Annotated in this window: 18 protein-coding genes and 1 rRNA gene; 8 read left to right on the forward strand and 11 right to left on the reverse strand. The window is 57.5% G+C overall.

The features are described 5' to 3' along the window. Nucleotides 1-8: 8 nt before the first annotated feature. The 4 genes from dtd to typA form a co-directional block, all read right to left on the reverse strand. A complete protein-coding gene (gene dtd, locus EDY99_RS21065) occupies nucleotides 9-446 on the reverse strand; it encodes a D-aminoacyl-tRNA deacylase (RefSeq protein WP_016929644.1) in 438 nt (145 codons plus the stop codon). After that, nucleotides 443-1,336 carry a virulence factor BrkB family protein gene (locus tag EDY99_RS21070; RefSeq protein WP_025304713.1) on the reverse strand — a complete coding sequence of 298 codons (894 nt, stop codon included), beginning with the start codon at nucleotides 1,334-1,336 and terminating at the stop codon, nucleotides 443-445. The genes dtd and EDY99_RS21070 overlap by 4 nt, the downstream gene beginning before the upstream one ends. 51 nt (nucleotides 1,337-1,387) lie before the next feature. Then, a complete protein-coding gene (gene yihX, locus EDY99_RS21075) occupies nucleotides 1,388-1,978 on the reverse strand; it encodes a glucose-1-phosphatase (RefSeq protein WP_123062048.1) in 591 nt (196 codons plus the stop codon). A 166-nt stretch (nucleotides 1,979-2,144) separates the two neighbouring features. Continuing rightward, on the reverse strand, nucleotides 2,145-3,968 hold the full coding sequence (gene typA / locus EDY99_RS21080) for a ribosome-dependent GTPase TypA (protein ID WP_004931243.1): 1,824 nt from the start codon (nucleotides 3,966-3,968) through the stop codon (nucleotides 2,145-2,147). 370 nt (nucleotides 3,969-4,338) lie between these two features. Here typA and glnA point away from each other — a divergent pair, with 370 nt between their 5' ends. From glnA to EDY99_RS24690, 4 genes are all read left to right on the forward strand, one after another. Beyond that, a complete protein-coding gene (gene glnA / locus EDY99_RS21090) occupies nucleotides 4,339-5,748 on the forward strand; it encodes a glutamate--ammonia ligase (protein WP_033645173.1) in 1,410 nt (469 codons plus the stop codon). Nucleotides 5,749-5,941: 193 nt separating this feature from the next. Beyond that, a complete protein-coding gene (gene glnL / locus EDY99_RS21095; protein WP_004931246.1) occupies nucleotides 5,942-6,991 on the forward strand; it encodes a nitrogen regulation protein NR(II) in 1,050 nt (349 codons plus the stop codon). 8 nt (nucleotides 6,992-6,999) lie between these two features. Next, the gene (glnG, locus tag EDY99_RS21100; protein WP_033652266.1) at nucleotides 7,000-8,412 is read left to right on the forward strand and encodes a nitrogen regulation protein NR(I); all 1,413 of its coding nucleotides are present in this window, start codon (nucleotides 7,000-7,002) and stop codon (nucleotides 8,410-8,412) included. Nucleotides 8,413-8,525: 113 nt separating this feature from the next. Then, nucleotides 8,526-8,648 carry a YshB family small membrane protein gene (locus tag EDY99_RS24690; RefSeq protein WP_015379453.1) on the forward strand — a complete coding sequence of 41 codons (123 nt, stop codon included), beginning with the start codon at nucleotides 8,526-8,528 and terminating at the stop codon, nucleotides 8,646-8,648. Between the two features lie 34 nt (nucleotides 8,649-8,682). On the opposite strand, the gene hemN is transcribed toward EDY99_RS24690, so the two are convergent. Further along, nucleotides 8,683-10,056: an oxygen-independent coproporphyrinogen III oxidase gene (gene hemN, locus EDY99_RS21105; protein WP_033645172.1), complete on the reverse strand. Its 1,374-nt coding sequence runs from the start codon at nucleotides 10,054-10,056 to the stop codon at nucleotides 8,683-8,685. Between the two features lie 182 nt (nucleotides 10,057-10,238). Next, entirely contained in the window at nucleotides 10,239-10,781 is a 543-nt protein-coding gene (gene yihI / locus EDY99_RS21115) for a Der GTPase-activating protein YihI (RefSeq protein ID WP_015379455.1), read from the reverse strand. 734 nt (nucleotides 10,782-11,515) lie between these two features. Between yihI and yihA the strand changes: the two genes are divergently transcribed. Further along, nucleotides 11,516-12,160: a ribosome biogenesis GTP-binding protein YihA/YsxC gene (gene yihA, locus EDY99_RS21125; RefSeq protein ID WP_004931258.1), complete on the forward strand. Its 645-nt coding sequence runs from the start codon at nucleotides 11,516-11,518 to the stop codon at nucleotides 12,158-12,160. Between the two features lie 517 nt (nucleotides 12,161-12,677). Here yihA and polA read toward each other — a convergent pair. Continuing rightward, entirely contained in the window at nucleotides 12,678-15,476 is a 2,799-nt protein-coding gene (gene polA, locus EDY99_RS21130; protein ID WP_123062049.1) for a DNA polymerase I, read from the reverse strand. A gap of 497 nt (nucleotides 15,477-15,973) precedes the next feature. Here polA and EDY99_RS21135 point away from each other — a divergent pair, with 497 nt between their 5' ends. Further along, the gene (locus EDY99_RS21135) at nucleotides 15,974-16,870 is read left to right on the forward strand and encodes an acyltransferase (RefSeq protein WP_033645170.1); all 897 of its coding nucleotides are present in this window, start codon (nucleotides 15,974-15,976) and stop codon (nucleotides 16,868-16,870) included. 42 nt (nucleotides 16,871-16,912) lie between these two features. Here EDY99_RS21135 and dsbA read toward each other — a convergent pair whose 3' ends face one another. The 3 genes from dsbA to EDY99_RS21150 form a co-directional block, all read right to left on the reverse strand. After that, the gene (dsbA, locus tag EDY99_RS21140) at nucleotides 16,913-17,536 is read right to left on the reverse strand and encodes a thiol:disulfide interchange protein DsbA (protein ID WP_025304721.1); all 624 of its coding nucleotides are present in this window, start codon (nucleotides 17,534-17,536) and stop codon (nucleotides 16,913-16,915) included. 29 nt (nucleotides 17,537-17,565) lie between these two features. Beyond that, nucleotides 17,566-18,552, reverse strand: coding sequence for a serine/threonine protein kinase (locus tag EDY99_RS21145; protein ID WP_042785605.1), 987 nt, complete (start codon nucleotides 18,550-18,552; stop codon nucleotides 17,566-17,568). Between the two features lie 98 nt (nucleotides 18,553-18,650). Next, the gene (locus EDY99_RS21150) at nucleotides 18,651-18,920 is read right to left on the reverse strand and encodes a YihD family protein (RefSeq protein ID WP_096242861.1); all 270 of its coding nucleotides are present in this window, start codon (nucleotides 18,918-18,920) and stop codon (nucleotides 18,651-18,653) included. Between the two features lie 148 nt (nucleotides 18,921-19,068). On the opposite strand from EDY99_RS21150, the gene mobA reads away from it, so the two are divergent. Both mobA and mobB read left to right on the forward strand, forming a co-directional pair. After that, complete coding sequence (gene mobA / locus EDY99_RS21155) at nucleotides 19,069-19,659, forward strand: molybdenum cofactor guanylyltransferase MobA (protein ID WP_089195318.1); 591 nt, start codon at nucleotides 19,069-19,071, stop codon at nucleotides 19,657-19,659. Further along, the gene (gene mobB / locus EDY99_RS21160; protein ID WP_033652270.1) at nucleotides 19,656-20,174 is read left to right on the forward strand and encodes a molybdopterin-guanine dinucleotide biosynthesis protein MobB; all 519 of its coding nucleotides are present in this window, start codon (nucleotides 19,656-19,658) and stop codon (nucleotides 20,172-20,174) included. Before mobA ends, mobB begins: the two co-directional genes overlap by 4 nt. A gap of 72 nt (nucleotides 20,175-20,246) precedes the next feature. On the opposite strand, the gene rrf is transcribed toward mobB, so the two are convergent. Beyond that, nucleotides 20,247-20,362, reverse strand: a 5S ribosomal RNA gene (rrf, locus tag EDY99_RS21165). Nucleotides 20,363-20,402 lie beyond the last annotated feature (40 nt).

The following is a 20,402-nucleotide window of genomic DNA, read 5'->3' on the forward strand; positions in this document are numbered from 1 at the left end:
CCGAATGCTTAGACCTGTAGCCAGAATGTCACCGGACCATCGTTGACCAGCGCCACCTGCATGTCGGCGGCGAACTCGCCGGTCTGGGTCTCTACGCCGCGTTCGCGGCACTGGCCAACAAAATATTGATACAACCGATCGGCGACCAAAGGCGCGGCGCCACGCGAGAAGCTGGGCCGCATGCCCTTCTGGGTGTCCGCCGCCAGGGTGAACTGCGAAACGACCAGCACGCTGCCCCCGGCCTGCTGGACGTTGAGATTCATCTTGTCGTTCTCGTCGCCGAAAATGCGGTATCCCAATACGCGTTCGCACAGGCGTTGCGCTTTTTGCTCGTTATCGCCCTGCTCCACGCCCAATAACACTAACAAACCGGGGCCAATCTTGCCTACTGTCTCGCCACCCACCGTGACGCTGGCGTTTAACACCCGTTGAATCAACGCAATCATTCCTGCTGCCCTTCTGGTTTTTGTTCCTGTTGCTCCGCCTTCTGCCGGCGGTAGTCGCGGTATTCGCCGATGGTCACGGTGATTTCCGCGCCGAGTAACACGATACACCAGCTCCAGTAGACCCACAGGAATAAAATCGGGATCACCGCCAGCACGCCGTAAATCAGCTGATAGGAGGGGAACATGGTGACGTACAGCGCGAATCCCTTCTTACCCAGCTCGAACAGCAATCCGGCCACCACCGCGCCAATCAGCGCGTCTTTGGGCGGCACGCGCACCGTCGGCACGATGCAATACAGCAGCCAGAAGGAGATGCACGACAAAATTAGCGGAAAGATGCGCAGCACCTGATCCACCAGGCCGTTGACGCCGGTCTGCGCCAGCCAGTTGAGCGACAGCAGGTAGGAACTGATGGCCATGCTGGCGCCCACCAGCAGCGGCCCCAGCGTCAGCACCATCCAGTACACGGCGAAGGAGAAGACGATCGGCCGTTTGTTCTTGCTGCGCCAGATGGTGTTCAGCACGCTGTCCACCGAGGAGATCAACAGCAACGCGGTAACGATCAGCCCGCAGGTGCCGACGGCGGTCATCTTGTTGGAATTGGCGACGAACTGTTCCAGGTAGTTCTGGATCACGTTGCCGGCGGCCGGCACGAAATTGGAAAATATAAAGCTCTTCAGCTGTTCGCTGATGTCGGAAAACATCGGGAAAGCGGCGAACAGGGCGAACACCACGGTGACCAGCGGCACCAGCGACAGCAGGGAAACGTAGGCGAGATGGCCCGCCAACATCGTCAGGCCATCGTGATCGATGCGTTGGTACAGCAGCCGTCCGAAGGTGACGCTTGGCTTAATCGCAGAAGGCAGCTTCTTGCGGCGGAAAAACGACATGGTCACTCCTTGATGTCCGTTGATACGCCTTAAGCTTAACGCGCCCTGCGCTCATTGAGCAAAATAGGCCGGCACCACGTCGCGATCGGTGACGTGCACCGTCTTGATCCCCAGCGCCTGCGCGGCGAGGACGTTCGCCGGGTGATCGTCAAAGAACACCGCGTCGGCGGCGGAGGTGTTTTCCGCAGCCAACACATGCCGGTAGATGTCAGCTTCAGGTTTGCGCATGCCGAGATCTTGCGACAAATAGAGATGATCGGCGGCGGCGGCCACTTCAGGGTAGTGCTGCGGCCAATAGTTGCAATGCAGGCGGTTGGTGTTCGACAGCACCACCACCCGGTGGCCTTCGTTGCGCAGACGCTGCATGATGTCGATCACTTCCGGGCGCAGCGCGACGAATACCGCCTGCCAACCGGTGGCGAACTGCTCAAAGCTGAGCGCGATGCCCATTTCATCGCACAGCTTGCCGGCGAAGTCTTCGTCGCTGATTTCACCGCGTTCATGCTGCTGGAACACCTCACCCATGGTGAAACGATCGGACAGCACCGCCAACGGCGTGCCGCTCAAATTGCTCCACACGCCCAGCACACGCTTGAAATCGATATCGACGATCACATTACCTAAATCAAAGATATACAGCATAGTCCTCTCCTGATGGGCCGGTGAGATTTCACTGTAGCGGGAAAAGGAACAGCTGAACAGGGAGCGAACGGAAAAGCGCATAGCGCGCCGCACAAACGGGGAACAACAGAGGAAAAAACTCAGGGCGCGAGAACCGCGCCCTAAGCATGAGACACTCAATCAGCGATTAAGCGTCTTTTGGACCGCGGCTGGCACGCTTACGATCGTTTTCCGTCAGGTGACGCTTACGGATACGGATCGAGGTTGGCGTCACTTCTACCAGTTCGTCGTCATCGATGAACTCCAGAGCTTGCTCCAGGGTCATTTTGATCGCCGGAACCAGGGTAGTCGCTTCGTCGGTACCGGAAGCACGCATGTTGGTCAGCTTCTTACCGGTCAGGCAGTTTACGGTCAGGTCGTTGGAACGTGAGTGAATACCGATGATCTGGCCTTCATACACTTCCGCACCGTGGCCCAGGAACAGCTTGCCGCGATCCTGCAGGCCGAACAGCGCGAACGCGACCGCTTTGCCCTGGCCGTTGGAGATCAGCACGCCGTTCTGACGCTGGCCCACTTCGCCCGGACGCACGTCGTCGTAGTGGCTGAAGGTGGAGTACAGCAGACCGGTACCCGAAGTCATGGTCATGAATTCGTTACGGAAGCCGATCAGACCGCGGCTTGGGATCACGTAGTCGAGACGCACGCGGCCCTTACCGTCCGGATCCATGTTTTTCAGGTCGGCTTTACGCTCACCCATCGCCTGCATCACGGAACCCTGATGCTGCTCTTCGATATCCAGCGTCACGTTCTCGAATGGCTCCTGCTTGCGGCCATCGATTTCGCGGAAGATAACTTTCGGACGGGAAACCGCCAGCTCGAAACCTTCACGGCGCATGTTTTCGATCAGCACCGACAGGTGCAGCTCGCCACGACCGGATACGCGGAAGGCGTCAGCATCATCGGTTTCTTCAACGCGCAGCGCCACGTTGTGCACCAGCTCTTTGTTCAGACGGTCAAGGATCTGACGCGACGTCACGTACTTACCTTCTTTACCGCAGAACGGCGAGGTGTTGACGTTGAAGAACATGGTTACGGTCGGTTCGTCGACGGACAGCGCCGGCAGCGCTTCTACGGCGTTGGTGTCGCAGATGGTGTCGGAGATGTTCAGCTCGCCCAGGCCGGTGATGGCGATGATGTCGCCCGCTTCCGCCAGGGTGCTGTCGATACGCTCCAGCCCCAGGTGACCCAGCACTTTACCCACTTTACCGTTGCGAGTTTTACCTTCGCTGTCGATGATGGTGACCTGCTGGTTCGGCTTCACTTTACCGCGCTTGATGCGGCCGATGCCGATAACGCCCAGGTAGTTGTTGTAGTCCAACTGGGAGATCTGCATCTGGAATGGCGCTTCCAGCTCAACCTGCGGCGCAGACACGTGGTCGACGATCGCCTGATACAGCGGGGTCATGTCTTCCGCCATGTCGGTGTGGTCGACGCCGGCGATGCCGTTCAGCGCAGAAGCGTAGATGATCGGGAAGTCGAGCTGCTCGTCGGTCGCGTCGAGATTTACGAACAGATCGAACACCTGATCCACAACCCAGTCAGGGCGTGCGCCAGGGCGGTCAACCTTGTTGATTACCACGATCGGCTTCAGACCGTTGGCGAACGCCTTTTTGGTCACGAAGCGGGTTTGCGGCATAGGGCCATCCATTGCATCCACAACCAGCAGCACCGAGTCAACCATCGACATCACGCGCTCTACCTCACCGCCGAAGTCGGCGTGTCCTGGGGTATCCACGATGTTGATGCGGTAACCATTCCAATTAATGGCGGTGTTTTTTGCGAGGATGGTAATCCCACGCTCTTTCTCCAAATCGTTGGAGTCCATTACGCGTTCGGTGGCTTCCGCACGCTCTCCGAAAGTACCGGATTGTTGCAGCAGCTTGTCAACCAGGGTGGTTTTACCATGGTCAACGTGGGCAATAATGGCGATGTTACGCAAATTTTCGATCACAGCTTTGCCTCGGGCATTAGAAATAGCGCGCTATTGTACACGTATTAAGCGAGGGACTAAACAAGATCACAACCATCTCTTATAAACAACCGCGTACCGGTCAGTTTGTGATCCCTTTCACGGTGCAAAAAGCCGCAATCGTTGCACTTTTGCACCATTTCAGTGCCCACCCCCACCCTTATTGCACCATAGCGGTGCAAATTATCGCTGATGGTGCATACTGTGTCTGGGTAAAACCCGCGCAGAAAGGCGATGAAAGCCTTTTTAAAAAGTTGGCACGCTTTTCGCTTTAGTCTTTTCAAGGCGAAAAAAAGCCAGTTCCACAGATTCGTTCCACGACGACGACAATGATAAACCGGGAGAGTTAAGTATGTCCGCTGAACACGTTTTGACGATGCTGAATGAGCATGAAGTGAAATTCGTAGACCTGCGTTTCACTGACACCAAGGGTAAGGAACAGCACGTGACTATCCCGGCTCATCAGGTAAACGCCGACTTCTTCGAAGAAGGCAAAATGTTTGACGGCTCCTCTATCGGTGGTTGGAAGGGCATCAACGAATCTGACATGGTACTGATGCCGGATGCCAGCACGGCGGTTCTGGATCCGTTCTTCGAAGAACCTACGCTGATCATTCGCTGCGACATTCTCGAGCCGGGCACCATGCAAGGCTACGATCGCGACCCGCGCTCCATCTCCAAACGCGCCGAAGACTTCCTGCGCTCCTCCGGCATCGCGGACACCGTGCTGTTCGGGCCAGAGCCTGAGTTCTTCCTGTTCGACGACATCCGCTTCGGCAGCAGCATCCGCGGTTCCCACGTGGCCATCGACGACATCGAAGGCGCCTGGAACTCCGGCACTCAATACGACGGCGGCAACAAAGGCCACCGTCCGGCGGTGAAAGGCGGTTATTTCCCGGTTCCACCGGTCGACTCTTCGCAGGATCTGCGTTCCACCATGTGTCTGACCATGGAAGAGATGGGCCTGGTGGTTGAAGCGCACCACCACGAAGTGGCGACCGCCGGTCAGAACGAAGTGGCGACCCGCTTCAACACCATGACCAAGAAAGCCGACGAAATTCAGATCTACAAGTACGTGGTGCACAACGTGGCGCACGCCTTCGGTAAAACCGCGACCTTCATGCCGAAACCCATGTTCGGCGACAACGGTTCCGGCATGCACTGCCACATGTCGCTGTCCAAGAACGGCACCAACCTGTTCGCCGGCGACAAATACGGCGGCCTGTCTGAAACCGCGCTGTTCTACATCGGCGGCATCATCAAGCACGCCAAGGCGATCAACGCGTTGGCAAACCCGACCACCAACTCGTACAAACGTCTGGTGCCGGGCTACGAAGCGCCGGTGATGCTGGCTTACTCCGCCCGTAACCGCTCCGCATCCATCCGTATTCCGGTGGTCGCCAGCCCGAAAGCGCGCCGCATCGAAGCCCGCTTCCCGGATCCGGCGGCTAACCCATACCTGTGCTTCGCCGCACTGCTGATGGCCGGCCTGGACGGCATCATCAACAAGATCCACCCTGGCGACGCCATGGACAAAAACCTGTACGACCTGCCGCCGGAAGAAGAAGCCGAGATCCCAAAAGTGGCTGGCTCCCTGGACGAGGCGATGGCCGCACTGAACGAAGACCGCGAATTCCTGACCCGCGGCGGCGTGTTCACCGACGATGCGATCGATGCCTACATCGAACTGCGCAAAGAAGAGATGGACCGCGTTCGCATGACGCCACACCCGGTTGAGTTCGAACTGTACTACAGCGTCTAAGCCCTACCCGCGCCGTCTGCTCAGGCGGACGGCGCCTATATTTTTGTTATCGCTTTTTTGTTGCCGTGGAAACTTTCAGCCCATCTTCGGATGGGTTTTTTTCTCCACCGTATTTTCTGCAAAACTATTCCATACCGCGCCGATCCCGGATGGAGTAGGATAGATGCACTAAAAAGGTGCAGGAGTCTGCTGTATGGCAACTGGCAAGCTGCCCGATGCTGGGCAGATCCTCAATTCACTCATCAACAGCATCCTGCTGTTGGATGACTCACTGGCGGTTCACTACGCCAACCCTGCGGCACAGCAGCTGCTGGCGCAAAGCTCCCGCAAGCTGTTCGGCACGCCGCTGCCCGATCTGCTCGGCTATTTTTCGCTGAACGTCTCTCTGATGCGTGAAAGCCTGCGCGCCGGTCAGGGCTTCACCGACAACGAAGTGACCCTGGTGGTCGATGGCCGCGCGCATATCCTTTCCCTGACCGCTCAGGCGCTGCCGGAAGGCTATATCCTGGTCGAGCTGGCGCCGATGGACAATCAGCGCCGCCTGAGCCAGGAACAGCTGCAGCATGCCCAACAGGTGGCGGCCCGCGATCTGGTGCGCGGTTTGGCGCACGAGATTAAAAATCCGCTGGGCGGCCTGCGCGGCGCGGCGCAGCTGCTGGCCAAGGCGCTGCCCGATCCGGCGCTGACCGAATACACCAAGGTGATCATCGAGCAGGCCGATCGGCTGCGCAATCTGGTGGATCGCCTGCTCGGCCCGCAGCGGCCCGGCCAGCACATCACCCAGAGCATTCATCAGGTCGCGGAGCGCGTCTGCCAGCTGGTGTCGCTGGAAATGCCGGATAACGTCACGCTGGTGCGCGACTACGATCCGAGCCTGCCGGAAATGGCTCACGACCCGGATCAGATAGAACAGGTGCTGCTGAACATCACCCGCAATGCGCTGCAGGCCTTGGGTGAGGCGGGCGGCACCATCACGCTGCGCACCCGCACCGCGTTTCAGATTACGTTGCACGGCACCCGCTACCGCCTGGCGGCGCGTATCGACGTCGAAGACGACGGCCCCGGCGTGCCGGCGCAGCTGCAGGACACGCTGTTCTACCCGATGGTCAGCGGCCGTGAAGGCGGTACCGGCCTGGGATTATCCATCGCCCGCAATCTGATCGATCAGCATTGCGGAAAAATTGAATTCAACAGTTGGCCAGGTCATACCGAATTCTCGGTCTACCTGCCCATTCGTCAGTGAGGTTTGCTATGCAACGAGGGATAGTCTGGATCGTCGATGACGATAGCTCCATCCGCTGGGTGCTTGAGCGCGCGCTCACCGGCGCGGGCATGAGCTGCGCCACCTTCGAAGGCGGCAATGACGTGCTGGAAGCCTTGGCCACGCAAACTCCCGACGTGTTGCTGTCCGATATCCGTATGCCGGGCATCGATGGTCTGGCGCTGCTCAAGCAGATCAAACAGCGCCACCCGATGCTGCCGGTGATCATCATGACCGCGCATTCGGATTTGGACGCGGCCGTCAGCGCCTATCAGCAAGGGGCCTTCGACTACCTGCCGAAACCGTTCGACATCGACGAAGCGGTGGCGCTGGTCGAGCGCGCCATCAGCCATTATCAAGAGCAGCAGCAGCCGGTGCGCAGCCAGCCGGCCAGCGATCCGGCAGCGGACATCATCGGCGAAGCGCCGGCGATGCAGGACGTGTTTCGCATCATCGGCCGGCTGTCACGTTCGTCGATCAGCGTGCTGATCAACGGCGAATCCGGCACCGGCAAGGAACTGGTGGCGCATGCGCTGCACCGCCACAGCCCGCGCGCCAAGTCGCCGTTCATCGCCCTGAACATGGCCGCTATTCCCAAGGATCTGATCGAGTCCGAGCTGTTCGGCCACGAGAAAGGCGCCTTCACCGGCGCGAACCAAATCCGTCAGGGACGCTTTGAACAGGCCGACGGCGGCACGCTGTTCCTCGACGAGATCGGCGATATGCCGCTCGACGTGCAAACGCGCCTGCTGCGGGTGCTGGCGGACGGCCAGTTCTACCGGGTCGGCGGCTATGCGCCGGTGAAGGTCGACGTGCGCATCATCGCCGCCACGCACCAGAACCTGGAATTACGGGTACAGGAAGGCAAGTTCCGCGAGGATCTGTTCCACCGCCTGAACGTGATCCGCGTACACCTGCCGCCGCTGCGCGAGCGCCGGGAAGACATCCCGCGGCTGGCGCGCCACTTCCTGCAGATCGCCGCCAAGGAGCTGGGCGTAGAGGCCAAGAACCTGCATCCGGAAACCGAAACCGCGCTGACCCGCCTGCCCTGGCCGGGGAACGTGCGCCAGCTGGAGAATACCTGCCGCTGGCTGACGGTGATGGCCGCCGGACAAGAGGTGCTGATTCAGGATCTGCCGAGCGAACTGTTCGAAACCGCCGCGCCGGAGAGCCCCAGCCACAGCCTGCCGGACAGCTGGGCCACGCTGCTGGCGCAGTGGGCCGATCGCGCGCTGCGTTCCGGTCATCAAAATCTGCTGTCGGAAGCCCAGCCGGAGATGGAGCGCACACTGCTCACCACCGCCTTGCGTCACACCCAGGGGCACAAACAGGAAGCCGCACGCCTGCTGGGCTGGGGCCGCAATACCCTGACCCGCAAGCTCAAAGAACTGGGCATGGAATAGGCGCTGAGGTTGATGATAAAAAACGCAGCCCAGCGCACAAAAAAACGCCAACCGCAGACTTTACAGCCGGTGCGGGCGCAGTATGATCGTGTCGCACACTCTGGAGGTTGACGATGCTGGACTCATTCATCGTGTTCATTTCTCAGGGCGCGGAGCTGGGCTCCGCCGCCAGCCACACCCCGCAGGCGGCGGTCGCCGCGGTGTTGTGCGCCGCGCTGATTAACTTCTTCAGTTAAAAAAACAGCCGCATCAGCGGCTGTTTTTTCATCCTCAGATCACCCGAGAGAACTGCTGGCTGCGCGCCTGTTGCCGCAGATAGCGGTCGAAGCACATGCAGATATTGCGGATCAGCAACCGCCCGCGCGGCGTGACGCGAATGCCTTGCTCGTCGCGCTCCACCAGCCCATCGCGTTCAAACGGCGCCAGCAGCTGCAGGTCTTCGGCAAAGTAAGCGGTGAAATCGATGCCGTATTGCCGTTCAAGTGGCTGATACGCCAACCGGAAGTTGCAGATCAACGTTTTGATCAGATCGCGCCGCAGGCAATCGTCGTCCGTCAGCGCCAACCCGCGCCACAGGGCGTTGCCCTGCGCCGGTACGCTCTCATAGTAACGCTTCAGCTCTTTCTGGTTCTGCGCATAGCTGTCGCCGAGCATGCTGATGGCCGACACGCCCAACCCCAGCAGATCGCTGTCGCCCTGGGTGGTGTAGCCCTGGAAATTGCGGTGCAGCTTGCCTTCGCGTTGCGCAATCGCCAGCTCATCGTCCGGGCGTGCAAAGTGATCCATGCCGATAAACTGATAGCCGGCGTCAGTCAGGAACGCGATGCTTTGCTGCAGGATATCCAGCTTCTGCTGCGCGCTGGGCAGATCGGCATCTTTGATTTTGCGCTGGGCTGCGAATAAATTCGGCATATGCGCGTAGTTGAACACGCTGAGGCGATCGGGATTCAGTTCAGCCACCCGCTGCAGCGTGAAGGCGAAGCTTTCCGGCGTCTGTTTCGGCAGGCCGTAGATCAGATCAATATTGGTCGAGCGGAAGCCCAGCACTTTGGCCCGCTCGATCAGGGCGAAGATAAAGGCTTCATCCTGCTCGCGGTTGACCAACGCCTGCACCTGCTTGTTGAAATCCTGCACCCCCATGCTCAGGCGGTTAAAGCCTTCGGCGCGTAAATGATCGAGCACATCCAGCGCTATCTCGCGCGGATCGACTTCGATCGACATCTCCGCATCGGGCAGAAAATCAAAATGTTCGCGCAGCAGCGCCACCAGCCGGCTGATTTGCGCTTTGTCCAGGTAGGTTGGCGTACCGCCGCCCCAGTGCATCTGGCCAACCTTGCGGCCGGCGAACAGCGGCGCACGGCTGGCGATCTCTTGCGCCAGGACATTCAGGTATTCATCGGCCTTGTGCGTCTGACGCGTCACCAGTTTGTTGCAGCCGCAGAAGTAGCACAGCTTATGGCAGAAAGGGATATGCACGTACAGCGACAGCGGGCGCTCAGGGTAGCGCGCCGCGGCGCGTTGAAACGCCGCTTCGTCGTAGCGCTGGTTAAACTCCAGCGCCGTGGGGTATGAGGTATAACGCGGCCCTGAGTAGTTATATTTTTGGATCAGGGCCAAATCCCAGACAATCGTCTGCTCTGACATGCTCACTCCTTCCGATATCTTTTTCTACCGGGCCGGGAGAGAGGCGGTTGTCTGCGCTGTCTGGCCACGGAAGCGCTGCGAAAACGCGCTTTGCGCTTAGACAGCCGCCATAGTTTACCGAATAACCACAGCAGATAACACATCAAGAGTAGGGCTATTGTCGGGATCAGCCACATGGCGCGTTAAAAAGCGTCCTTCGGGTTGCCGCCTTTCAGCAGCTTCAGAATATCTTCCTGCTTCTCCTCTTCTTCCTCGTCGTCTTCATCGCCCAGCTCGATGCCCAGCACGTCCATCAGCACATCGATGCGATCCAGCGTCTTGTCGACATACGCCTGCTCTTGCGCGTTCAGCGTTTCGCCATCGTCGATGCGATCCAGCAGCGCGTTCAGACGTTCGTCATTTTCCAGCTTCGCCAGCTCTTCTTCCGGCGACAGGCGCGGTTTCGCTTCGGCCTTTGGCTTCGGCTGCGGTTTGGCCTTCACTTTGGTTTCGTCGACCACCAGCGCAACCGGCACTTTACTGCCGATACGCGGATCTTTGGCTTCCGCCGCCGATTTGTTTTTCTGGCTGCCGGACTCGACCTGAGTGCGTGAACCGGAAGCGTGACCGCGGCGTTTTTTCAGGCGTTTGCGCTCACGCGCTTCCTGATCGAGCTCCATACGGCTTTTCTTTTTCGTTTTTGACTTCGCCGCGCTGCCGCGAGGTGCTTTTGATGGCTGGTTCATAGCGTGTGCTCTTAGGTATGTAGATTCAGTATAGAATTGCGGCGGAATCTAGCAGAAAGCGGACAAAGAAAAAAGGCGGCAGGTTAAACCTGCCGCCTATTTCGCACCTTCTTGCGAAGGGTATTCCTGTTACGCGCTCCTTGCGTACATGCAACATCCCGGTTTTTCCTTCTGCTATAACCGCATTCCCTGCCACTACGTCCTTCATCCTGAAAGGAAAATCGTCCGTGGCGCAATCCATTCGCATCCGCTCTTCCCGAGCGCGCTTCCTGCGGGCATCCAAACTGCCGATACTTCACCATCCGATGTGCCTGCCGCCTATTCCGGTGCGAAAGGGTCACTTCCTTTTGCGTTCATCCTGGCACTCATTGCACGCCCTGTGCATTCCCTGAGATTTGTCATCCTTCCCGGATGTTCCCTAATCCTGCGCAACCCTGCGTTAACGAGTACTTTACGTTATTGTTGCGAAGGCTCAAGGCACCAGAGGCCGATTTGACTGACATTTCCACACAACGAAAAAACAACACATTGTTTTAAAAAAAGAAAAATAAATATCGCTTTCGAATAAAGCGACATTACCCGCGATTCGAATGGCAAATGTCTCACAACGTACGAGCGGCTTAACCGTCGTTTTATCGCGCCCCGCCGCTTAAAAACGGAGAAACACGCCATTTTTACCGCTGATGCAGTTATAATCGCCAACCAGTTAGCCATCCTCACGGAGACGAAAAATTTTGACCAGCAAGAACTACAACTATCATGTGACCCATTTCGTCACCAGCGCACCCGATATTCGCCATCTTCCGGGGGATGCAGGAATTGAAGTCGCCTTTGCCGGCCGTTCCAACGCCGGTAAATCCAGCGCGCTGAATACGCTGACCAACCAAAAGAGCCTGGCGCGCACCAGTAAGACGCCGGGGCGCACCCAGCTGATTAACCTGTTCGAAGTGGAAGACGGCATTCGTCTGGTCGACCTGCCGGGTTATGGCTACGCCGAAGTGCCGGAAGAAATGAAGCGCAAATGGCAACGCGCGCTGGGCGAATACCTGCAGATGCGCAACAGCCTGAAAGGGCTGGTGGTGCTGATGGATATCCGCCATCCGCTGAAAGATCTCGACCAACAGATGATCCAGTGGGCGGTCGACGTCGGCACGCCGGTGCTGGTGTTGCTGACCAAGGCCGACAAGCTGGCCTCCGGTGCACGCAAGGCACAGCTCAACATGGTGCGTGAAGCGGTGCTGCCGTTTATGGGGGATATCCAGGTCGAAGCCTTCTCATCGCTGAAAAAGATCGGCGTCGACAAGCTGCGCCAGAAGCTGGACACCTGGTTTAACGAGATCCCGCCGGAAGTGCTGCCGGAAGAGGACATCGGCGAATAAGCCCTGATCGCACGTTTGAGCCGATGCCTCGCCGCATCGGCTTTTTTATGCCCGCAGATCGGCCGCAGGCGGGATTTTTCGTTATCTAATTACATTTTTGAAATAAAGCCATCATAAAGACTTATCGCCAAAACGGGCTTGTTTCGCCGAATTACGCGGATTGAGGGAGCGGAAGTTGAAATGAAAGTCGGGGCTGAGCGATAGGAAAAACGTATGGTTTGCTGCTGTTTTTACAATAAAAAACGCCCCAGTCAATACTGACTGGGGCGGCTAAATATTCAGCCAAATCCGATTACGTGAAGTAAAAGGTCTGAAAGATAGAACATCTTACCTCTGTACCCTACGCCTGTAACTCTACATCATTTTTTCGCAGGGCAAAAGAATTTTTTGTAGTTTACTTACACAATTTGAGACGCAAGAACGGCGAAGTTGGGGAAACTATCGCCGCATCTTGTAGCTTAATTACGAAAAGTGCTTAGCTTCTCGCCAGTTAGCGCATACGGCGATAACCCGGCGATCAGTGCGCCTCATCCCAGTTCATGCCGACGCCCACATCGACCTTCAGCGGCACCGCCAGCGTCATGCTGCCTTCCATCAGTTGGCGGATACGTTGGCTGGCTTCGTCGATCACCGACTCGTGCACCTCGAACACCAATTCATCGTGCACCTGCATGATCGCGCGCACCAACGGCTTCTCCTGCCCCTGCAGCCAGGCGTCGACCTCTATCATCGCACGCTTGATGATATCGGCCGCCGTGCCCTGCATCGGGGCGTTGATGGCGGCGCGCTCGGCCGCCTTGCGGCGCATGGCGTTGCTGGAGCGGACGTCCGGCAGATACAGACGGCGGCCGTCCAGCGTGCTGACATAGCCCTGCTCGGAAGCCTGCTGACGGGTGCGCTCCATGTAATCCAGCACGCCCGGGTAACGTTCGAAGTAGAGATCCATATAGCGCTGGGCTTCCCCACGCGGGATCCCCAGCTGACGCGCCAGGCCGAAGGCGCTCATGCCGTAAATCAAACCAAAGTTAATCGCCTTGGCGCTGCGGCGCTGCTCGCCGGTCACTTTATCCAACGGCACGCCGAAAACTTCCGACGCCGTGGCGCGGTGAATGTCTTTCCCTTCGGCGAAGGCCTTCAGCAGCCCTTCATCCTGAGACAGATGCGCCATGATGCGCAGCTCGATCTGCGAGTAGTCGGCCGCGACGATGCGGTAGCCTTCCGGCGCAATAAAGGCCTGGCGAATGCGCCGCCCTTCTTCGTTGCGCACCGGGATGTTCTGCAGGTTCGGATCGCTCGAGGAGAGGCGGCCGGTGGCGGTCACCGCCTGATGGTACGAGGTATGCACCCGCCCGCTGACCGGATTGATCATCAGCGGCAGCTTGTCGGTATAGGTGGTCTTCAGCTTCGCCAGGCCGCGGTATTCCAGAATCACCTTCGGCAGCGGGTAGTCGAGCGCCAGCTCGGCCAGCACTTCTTCGTTGGTGGATGGCGCCCCGCCCGGAGTTTTCTTCAGCACCGGCAGCTTTTGTTTTTCGTACAAGATAGCCTGCAGCTGCTTGGTCGACGCCAGGTTGAACGGCTCTTCCGCCAGCTCGTGGGCCTGCGCCTCCAGCTCAGCCAGACGCTTGGCCAGCTCCTGGGAGTGGGCCGATAAAATGGCCGGATCGATCAGCACCCCGGTGCGTTCAATATGCGACAGCACCGGCAGCAGCGGCATTTCAATCTCGTTGAACACCGTCAGCAGTTCCGCGCTCTGTTTCAGCTGCAGCCACATCGCCAGATGCAGCTGCAGCGTGACATCGGCGTCTTCGGCAGCGTATGGCGCCGCCTGCTCAAGCGCGATCTGATTGAACGTCAGCTGGTTCTTGCCCTTGCCGGCGATCTCTTCGAAAGTGATGGTTTTGTGGCCAAGATAACGATCGGCCAGGCTGTCCATATCATGACGGCCGCCGACGCTGTCCAGCACATAGGACTCCAGCATGGTGTCGTAGGCGATGCCGCGCATCTCGATGCCATAACGCGCCAGCAGGCTCATATCGAACTTCAGATTTTGCCCGACCTTGAGCGCTTTCTCGTCTTCCAGCAGCGGCTTGAGCGCCTCCAGCACGTAAGCGCGATCCAGCTGCGCCGGCGCATCCAGATAATCGTGCGCCACCGGCAAATAAGCCGCTTCGCCCGGCGCGATCGCAAAGGACAGGCCGATCAGATTGGCGGTCAGGGTATCCAGGCCATCGGTTTCGGTATCGAAGGCAAACACGTCGGCTTTTTTCAACCGCGCCAGCCAGTCGGTAAAGGTCGCTTCGTCCAGGATGGTGACATAACCGTCCTGAGACAGCTTGGCCTCCGCCAGCGCTTTCGGCGCTTCCGCGGCTACGGCTGGTTTGGCGGCGCCGGCAGCTTTCGCGCCCGCGCCTTTCTTGTTTTCCAACCAGACGCCGGCTTCTACGTCCGCCAGCCAGCGTTTGAACTCGTACTGTTTGAACAGCTGTTGCAGCGTGTCGACATCCGGCGCGGAGACCGTCAGGTCCGCACAGGTCAGATCCAGCTCGACGTCGGTTTTGATCGTCGCCAGCTTATAGGAGAGGTACGCGACCTCTTTATTCTGTTCCAGCTTGGCCGCCATGGTTTTGGCGCCGCGGAAGCTCAGCGTGGCGATGTTCTCCAGATTGCCGTACAGCGCATCCAGCCCGCCGATACCCTGCAACAACGCCTGGGCGGTTTTCTCGCCCACGCCCGGCACGCCGGGAATGTTGTCCGATGAATCGCCCATCAGCGCCAGGAAGTCGATGATCAGCTCCGGCGGAATGCCGTACTTGTCACACACTTCCTGCGGGCCGAGGATCGTGTTGTTCATGGTGTTGATCAGGGTGACGTTCGGCGTCACCAGCTGCGCCATGTCTTTGTCGCCGGTGCTGATCAGCACCGCGTGGCCGGCCTTTTCGGCCTCCAGCGCCAGCGTACCGATGACGTCATCCGCCTCTACGCCGGGCGTCACCAATAGCGGCAGGCCCATCGCCTTGACCATGTTGTGCAGCGGCTCGATCTGCGCGCGCAGATCGTCCGGCATCGGCGGCCGGTGCGACTTGTATTCAGCGAACAGATCATCGCGGAAGGTCTTCCCTTTGGCATCAAACACCACGGCAACGTGGCTCGGTTGATACTGCAACAGCAGACTGCGCAGCATATTCAGCACGCCGTACATCGCGCCGGTCGGCTCGCCCGCCGAATTGGTCAGCGGCGGGAAGGCGTGATAAGCGCGGTAGAGGTAAGAGGAACCGTCAACCAGGATTAGTGGGTTTTCTGCAATCTGGGCCATAGCGTTTCTTTATCGTGATCGGACATAGGGGTAAGCATGCCATAGCTGGCCGCCGGAGACGAACCTTAGCGTGCATTGCGGACGAAAATGATGTGATTGTGCGCGAGGATCCGCAAGATCTTACCTGTGGATAACTTTGTGCATAGAAAAGAGACCGAATTATAACGCTGCGATTATCGTTATAACGGCGAATAAAATTCCTATTTAAATCACCGCGTTAAAAGAACGAATTCCGGCGACGCTTAATTATTGGCTTTTATTGGATTTGTGGATATAACTTTCGCCGGATTTTAATCGCACTATTAATCAAATTCGGCGCCTCAATTACCATAGCACAAGCTGGACAAGTTGCACGAAAACTCAGCAAATGGTTATCCGATGAGACGAAAAACAGTGATTTTAAGCGGCGCTTTACCCCGGCGATTTCTGTTAAAATGCGTTTTTGTTCATGCGCTTTGGCATGCAACGATGTTCCCACCAACCGTCAGCCCATAATCATGCCAAGATTGTTAACGCCTGTTATCTTTATCATTTCCGTCATACTTACCATTCTGGTGACGGTGTTATGCTCCATCCCCATCACGCTGGCCGGCATCGTGAAACTCGTTGTGCCCATTCCCGCCGTTTGGCGATATATCTCGGCTTTCGCCGATTTCATGATGTGGTGTTGGTGCCAAGGGCTGGCGCTGTTATTGCGCATTAACGGGCAATTGCGTTGGGATATTGAAGGGCTGGAAGGGTTGGATCGCAAAAACTGGTATCTGCTGATCAGCAACCACGAAAGTTGGTCAGACATTGTCGTGTTATGCGTGCTGTTCAGAAATCATATTCCAATGAATAAGTATTTCCTCAAGCAGCAGCTCGCCTGGGTGCCGTTTGTCGGCCTGGCCTGCTGGGCGCTGGACATGCCATTCATGAAGCGTTACTCCCGCGCCTATTTGCTCAAGCACCCGGAAAAACGCGGCAAGGATATCGAAACGACGCGCCGTTCCTGCGAAAAATTCCGCCAGCGCCCAACCACCATCGTCAATTTCGTCGAAGGCTCACGCTTCACCGAAGCCAAGAAAATTAAAAGCAATTCACCTTATCGCAATTTGCTGGCGCCCAAAGCTGCCGGCATCGCGTTTACCCTTAGCGCGCTGGGCAATCAGTTCGACAAAGTGTTGAACGTCACCCTGCTTTATCCGGAAAATAACCAGCGGCCCTTTCTGGATATGCTGTGCGGCCGCCTGACGCGTATCGTGGTGAGAATAGAGACGCTACCGATCGATGAAACCCTGCACGGTGATTATTTCAACGATAAACAGTTCAAGCGGCGCTTCCAGCTGTGGCTGAATACGCTGTGGCAGGAAAAAGACCGGTTGCTGGATAAATTGAAGCGGCAATACGGATAAAAAAACGCCGGCGATGCCGGCGTTTTTCATGTTGAATCAGGCTTATTTCTGCTGGCTGAGGAATTTAACCACATCGGCGAACTGCTTCACGTAAGCGTCCATCGAGCTGGTGTCCAGGCCATCGTTTTTAACCATGTATTTGCCGTTGACGAATACCGCCGGCACGCCGCGCAGCTGCAGATCTTCTGCGGCTTTCTCCTGTTGAACCACCAGAGATTTCACCACGAAGCTGTTCCAGGCCGCGTCATAATCTGCGGCGGTTACGCCCGCTTTCACGAAGACGTTACGGATATCGTCCGGCGTTTGCACGGTCTGGGTTTTCTGCACCGCTTCAAACATCAGCGGGCTTACTTTGTCTTCCACGCCCAGCGCCATCGCGACCGCCCACGCCTGAGTCAGCTGTTTGCCCAACGGCCCCAGGAACTCCACGTGGTACTTGGTCATTTTGGTGCCGGCAGGCAACGCTTTTTTTACGTTCTCGGACACGTGATAGACCTGCTCAAACTGGTAGCAGTGTGGGCAGTAAAAGGAGAAGAACTCCAGCACCTGCGGCTCACCGGTCACCGGCTTGTCCAGGGTCACGTACTGAGTGCCATCGCTAAACTGTGCCGCCGAGGCGCTGAATGCCATCACCATGCCAACGAGCGCCAACCATATTTTTTTCATAAGACTAAACTCTCCATTGTGTTAAAGCTTCAATACATTGGCGTCAGCTGCAGAGGAGGCTCCTGCAACAGCTTAACCTGTTCATTAAACGCCGCAGTCTGAGATAACCAGAAATCAGACTCCGCCATCCACGGAAAACTCTTAGGGAAGGCCGGATCCTGCCAACGGCGAGCGACCCAAGCCAGGTAATACACCATACGCATCGCCCGCAGTGGCTCAATTAACGCCAGCTCGCGCTGATCGAACTCGGCAAATTCGCCGTACGCCTCCAGCAAAACGTCCAGCTGCATCAGTTGGTCGCGACGTTCGCCGTGCAACAGCATCCACAGATCCTGAACCGCAGGGCCGTTGCGCGCGTCATCAAGATCGACGAACAGCGGGCCATCGCGCCACAGAATATTGCCCGGATGGCAATCGCCGTGCAAACGCCGCGGCTGCCAGTTCAGATGCCAGTGTGGCTTGATCGCCGCAATCAGGTTATCCGTCGCCTGCAGGAAGGCATCACGCTGAGCCGCCGGCAACAGCTCGCAATCGGCCAGCGCCTGACGCGGGGCAACGAGATACTCTTCAATCCCCATGGTTGGACGCTCGGCAAACAAACGCTCGCCGCCGACCTGATGGATACGCCCCAGAAAACGGCCTACCCATTCCAACTGATCCAGATTGTCTATCTCGTATTGCCGGCCCCCCACGCTGGGGAACAGGGCAAAGAAAAAACCGCCGTGCGTATGCAGCGTAGCGCCTTGCAGCGCCAACGGCGCCACCGCCGGGATCTCCGCGCCGGCCAGATCCAGAGCGAACTGATGTTCCTCACCGATTTGTGCGGCGCTCCAGCGCTCCGGGCGGTAAAACTTCACCACGTAGCGTCGACGATCCTCGTCCATAAACTGATAGACGCGGTTCTCATAGCTGTTCAGCGCCGTCAGGCCGGAATCGACGCGCAGGCCAATCCCTTCTAGCGCATCCATGATCAAATCGGGCGACAGGGTGTCGAAATTAAAAGCTGAGTTATTCATAACGTTCGTTTGATCGCTGACAGCACGGTGCCGGGAATGAGAAATAGTAGCATTAATGGCGCATTTCACGCGCTATGCTTTCTCGCACCGCACGAGGATCAATCCTTGATAACGCCGCGAGCGCGCAGCAACGCCGTTTTAAAATCTTCTTCGTAATCTTTCTTCAGGCCCGGGATCTGATCCGTGCCGGCGCTGCCGCGCATTTTCAGATGGTAAATAAGAATATCGTCGCTCACCTCGGACAATTCGCCCTGGAAGCCCGCTTCTTTCGCCAGCTTTTGCAAAAACTGCATCAAATTGAGATCGGGATCTTCCTGCCAGGCCGGGTGCAACAGCTCGATCAACTCGTTTACGCGATGCGTTTTCATCTCAATATCGTCCAATAGCATGAATAAACTCACAAAGTAACAGGCTTACCCACGCAGTGAAAGAACCGGCTTGTCAATAAAGGTAAATCCTGATGTCGCGCCGGCTTTAGCGCTACAATCAGCGCATCGACAAGGCGGGATAAACGAGATGCATAAAGAAATCAGCGGCGTCATTTTGGCCGGCGGACGGGCCACGCGCATGGGCGGTGAGGACAAAGGCCTAGTGTCGATTGGCGGGATCGCACTCTATCAACACGTATTGGCTCGGTTACGCCCGCAGGTGGCTTCCGTCGCCATCAGCGCCAATCGCAATCAGGCACGTTACCAGGCGAGCAGTTTGCCGGTGATTGGCGATCTGACGCCCGATTTCGCCGGGCCGCTGGCAGGCATGCTGGCCGGGCTCAAACAGGCTCCCAGCGAATGGGTGGTCTTCGTCCCTTGTGATGTCCCCGACTTTCCCGCCGACTTAGTCGCTCAGCTATGGCAGCAAAAAGGCGCGGCGCAGGCGGCCTTTGCCAGCGATGGTGAACGAGATCACCCCACGCTGGCGTTACTGCATAGCCAAATAGCGCCGCAGCTGGCCGACTATCTGGCGCGCGGTGAACGCAAGCTGATGCTGTTCTTGCATCAAATTGGCGCACAACGCGTAGTGTTCAGCGGGCAGCAAGCGGCATTTCATAACCTGAATACGCCGGCTGACTGCCTGAATTGGCAACAAACGCGAGAGCTCAAAAAATGAATCGTTCATTGCCTCCCTTGCTGGCCATCGGCGCCTACAGCGGAACGGGGAAAACGACCCTGCTCAAACAGCTGATCCCGTTGCTGAAACAACGCCAGGTAAGGATTGGACTGATCAAACATACGCATCACGACATGGATGTGGATACGCCGGGTAAAGACAGCTATGAGCTGCGTAAAGCAGGCGCCGAGCAAACGCTGGTCGCCAGCGATCGTCGCTGGGCATTAATGACCGAAACGCCGGAGCAACAACCTTTGGATCTGCGCTATCTGGCTGGGCGCTTTGACGCCGATAAGGTCGACTTGATTCTGGTGGAAGGGTTCAAACATGAGCCGGTCAGCAAGATCCTGCTTTATCGGGCCGAGATCGGCAGGCCGTTGGAAGACATGCTGGATCAGTTTGTCGTCGCGGTAGCCAGCGATCGACCGCTATCCATTTCGGCTAAGCAGTTGGATCTCAATCAACCGGAAAGCATCGCCGACTTTATTGTCGAGTGGTTGAAAGGCGCAGCGTAGCTGCGCTTTTTTACGTTTTACGCACAGCAAAAAGCCCTGAACGTCAGTTCAGGGCTTTCGGCTTTGTTTGATGCCTGGCAGTGTCCTACTCTCGCATGGGGAGACCCCACACTACCATCGGCGCTACGGCGTTTCACTTCTGAGTTCGGCATGGGGTCAGGTGGGACCACCGCGCTATTGCCGCCAGGCAAATTCTGTTTCATTCCAACCGCCTCACTTCCGTGAAGC

Source organism: Serratia sp. LS-1 (genome assembly GCF_003719595.1).
GTDB lineage: Bacteria > Pseudomonadota > Gammaproteobacteria > Enterobacterales > Enterobacteriaceae > Serratia > Serratia ureilytica.

Coding starts and splice junctions, on each gene's coding strand:
- dtd (WP_016929644.1), bottom strand. CDS start 446: ATGATTGCGTTGATTCAACGGGTGTTAAACGCCAGCGTCACGGTGGGT.
- EDY99_RS21070 (WP_025304713.1), bottom strand. CDS start 1,336: ATGTCGTTTTTCCGCCGCAAGAAGCTGCCTTCTGCGATTAAGCCAAGC.
- yihX (WP_123062048.1), bottom strand. CDS start 1,978: ATGCTGTATATCTTTGATTTAGGTAATGTGATCGTCGATATCGATTTC.
- glnA (WP_033645173.1), top strand. CDS start 4,339: ATGTCCGCTGAACACGTTTTGACGATGCTGAATGAGCATGAAGTGAAA.
- glnL (WP_004931246.1), top strand. CDS start 5,942: ATGGCAACTGGCAAGCTGCCCGATGCTGGGCAGATCCTCAATTCACTC.
- glnG (WP_033652266.1), top strand. CDS start 7,000: ATGCAACGAGGGATAGTCTGGATCGTCGATGACGATAGCTCCATCCGC.
- EDY99_RS24690 (WP_015379453.1), top strand. CDS start 8,526: ATGCTGGACTCATTCATCGTGTTCATTTCTCAGGGCGCGGAGCTGGGC.
- hemN (WP_033645172.1), bottom strand. CDS start 10,056: ATGTCAGAGCAGACGATTGTCTGGGATTTGGCCCTGATCCAAAAATAT.
- yihI (WP_015379455.1), bottom strand. CDS start 10,781: ATGAACCAGCCATCAAAAGCACCTCGCGGCAGCGCGGCGAAGTCAAAA.
- polA (WP_123062049.1), bottom strand. CDS start 15,476: ATGGCCCAGATTGCAGAAAACCCACTAATCCTGGTTGACGGTTCCTCT.
- EDY99_RS21135 (WP_033645170.1), top strand. CDS start 15,974: ATGCCAAGATTGTTAACGCCTGTTATCTTTATCATTTCCGTCATACTT.
- dsbA (WP_025304721.1), bottom strand. CDS start 17,536: ATGAAAAAAATATGGTTGGCGCTCGTTGGCATGGTGATGGCATTCAGC.
- EDY99_RS21145 (WP_042785605.1), bottom strand. CDS start 18,552: ATGAATAACTCAGCTTTTAATTTCGACACCCTGTCGCCCGATTTGATC.
- EDY99_RS21150 (WP_096242861.1), bottom strand. CDS start 18,920: ATGAAAACGCATCGCGTAAACGAGTTGATCGAGCTGTTGCACCCGGCC.
- mobA (WP_089195318.1), top strand. CDS start 19,069: ATGCATAAAGAAATCAGCGGCGTCATTTTGGCCGGCGGACGGGCCACG.
- mobB (WP_033652270.1), top strand. CDS start 19,656: ATGAATCGTTCATTGCCTCCCTTGCTGGCCATCGGCGCCTACAGCGGA.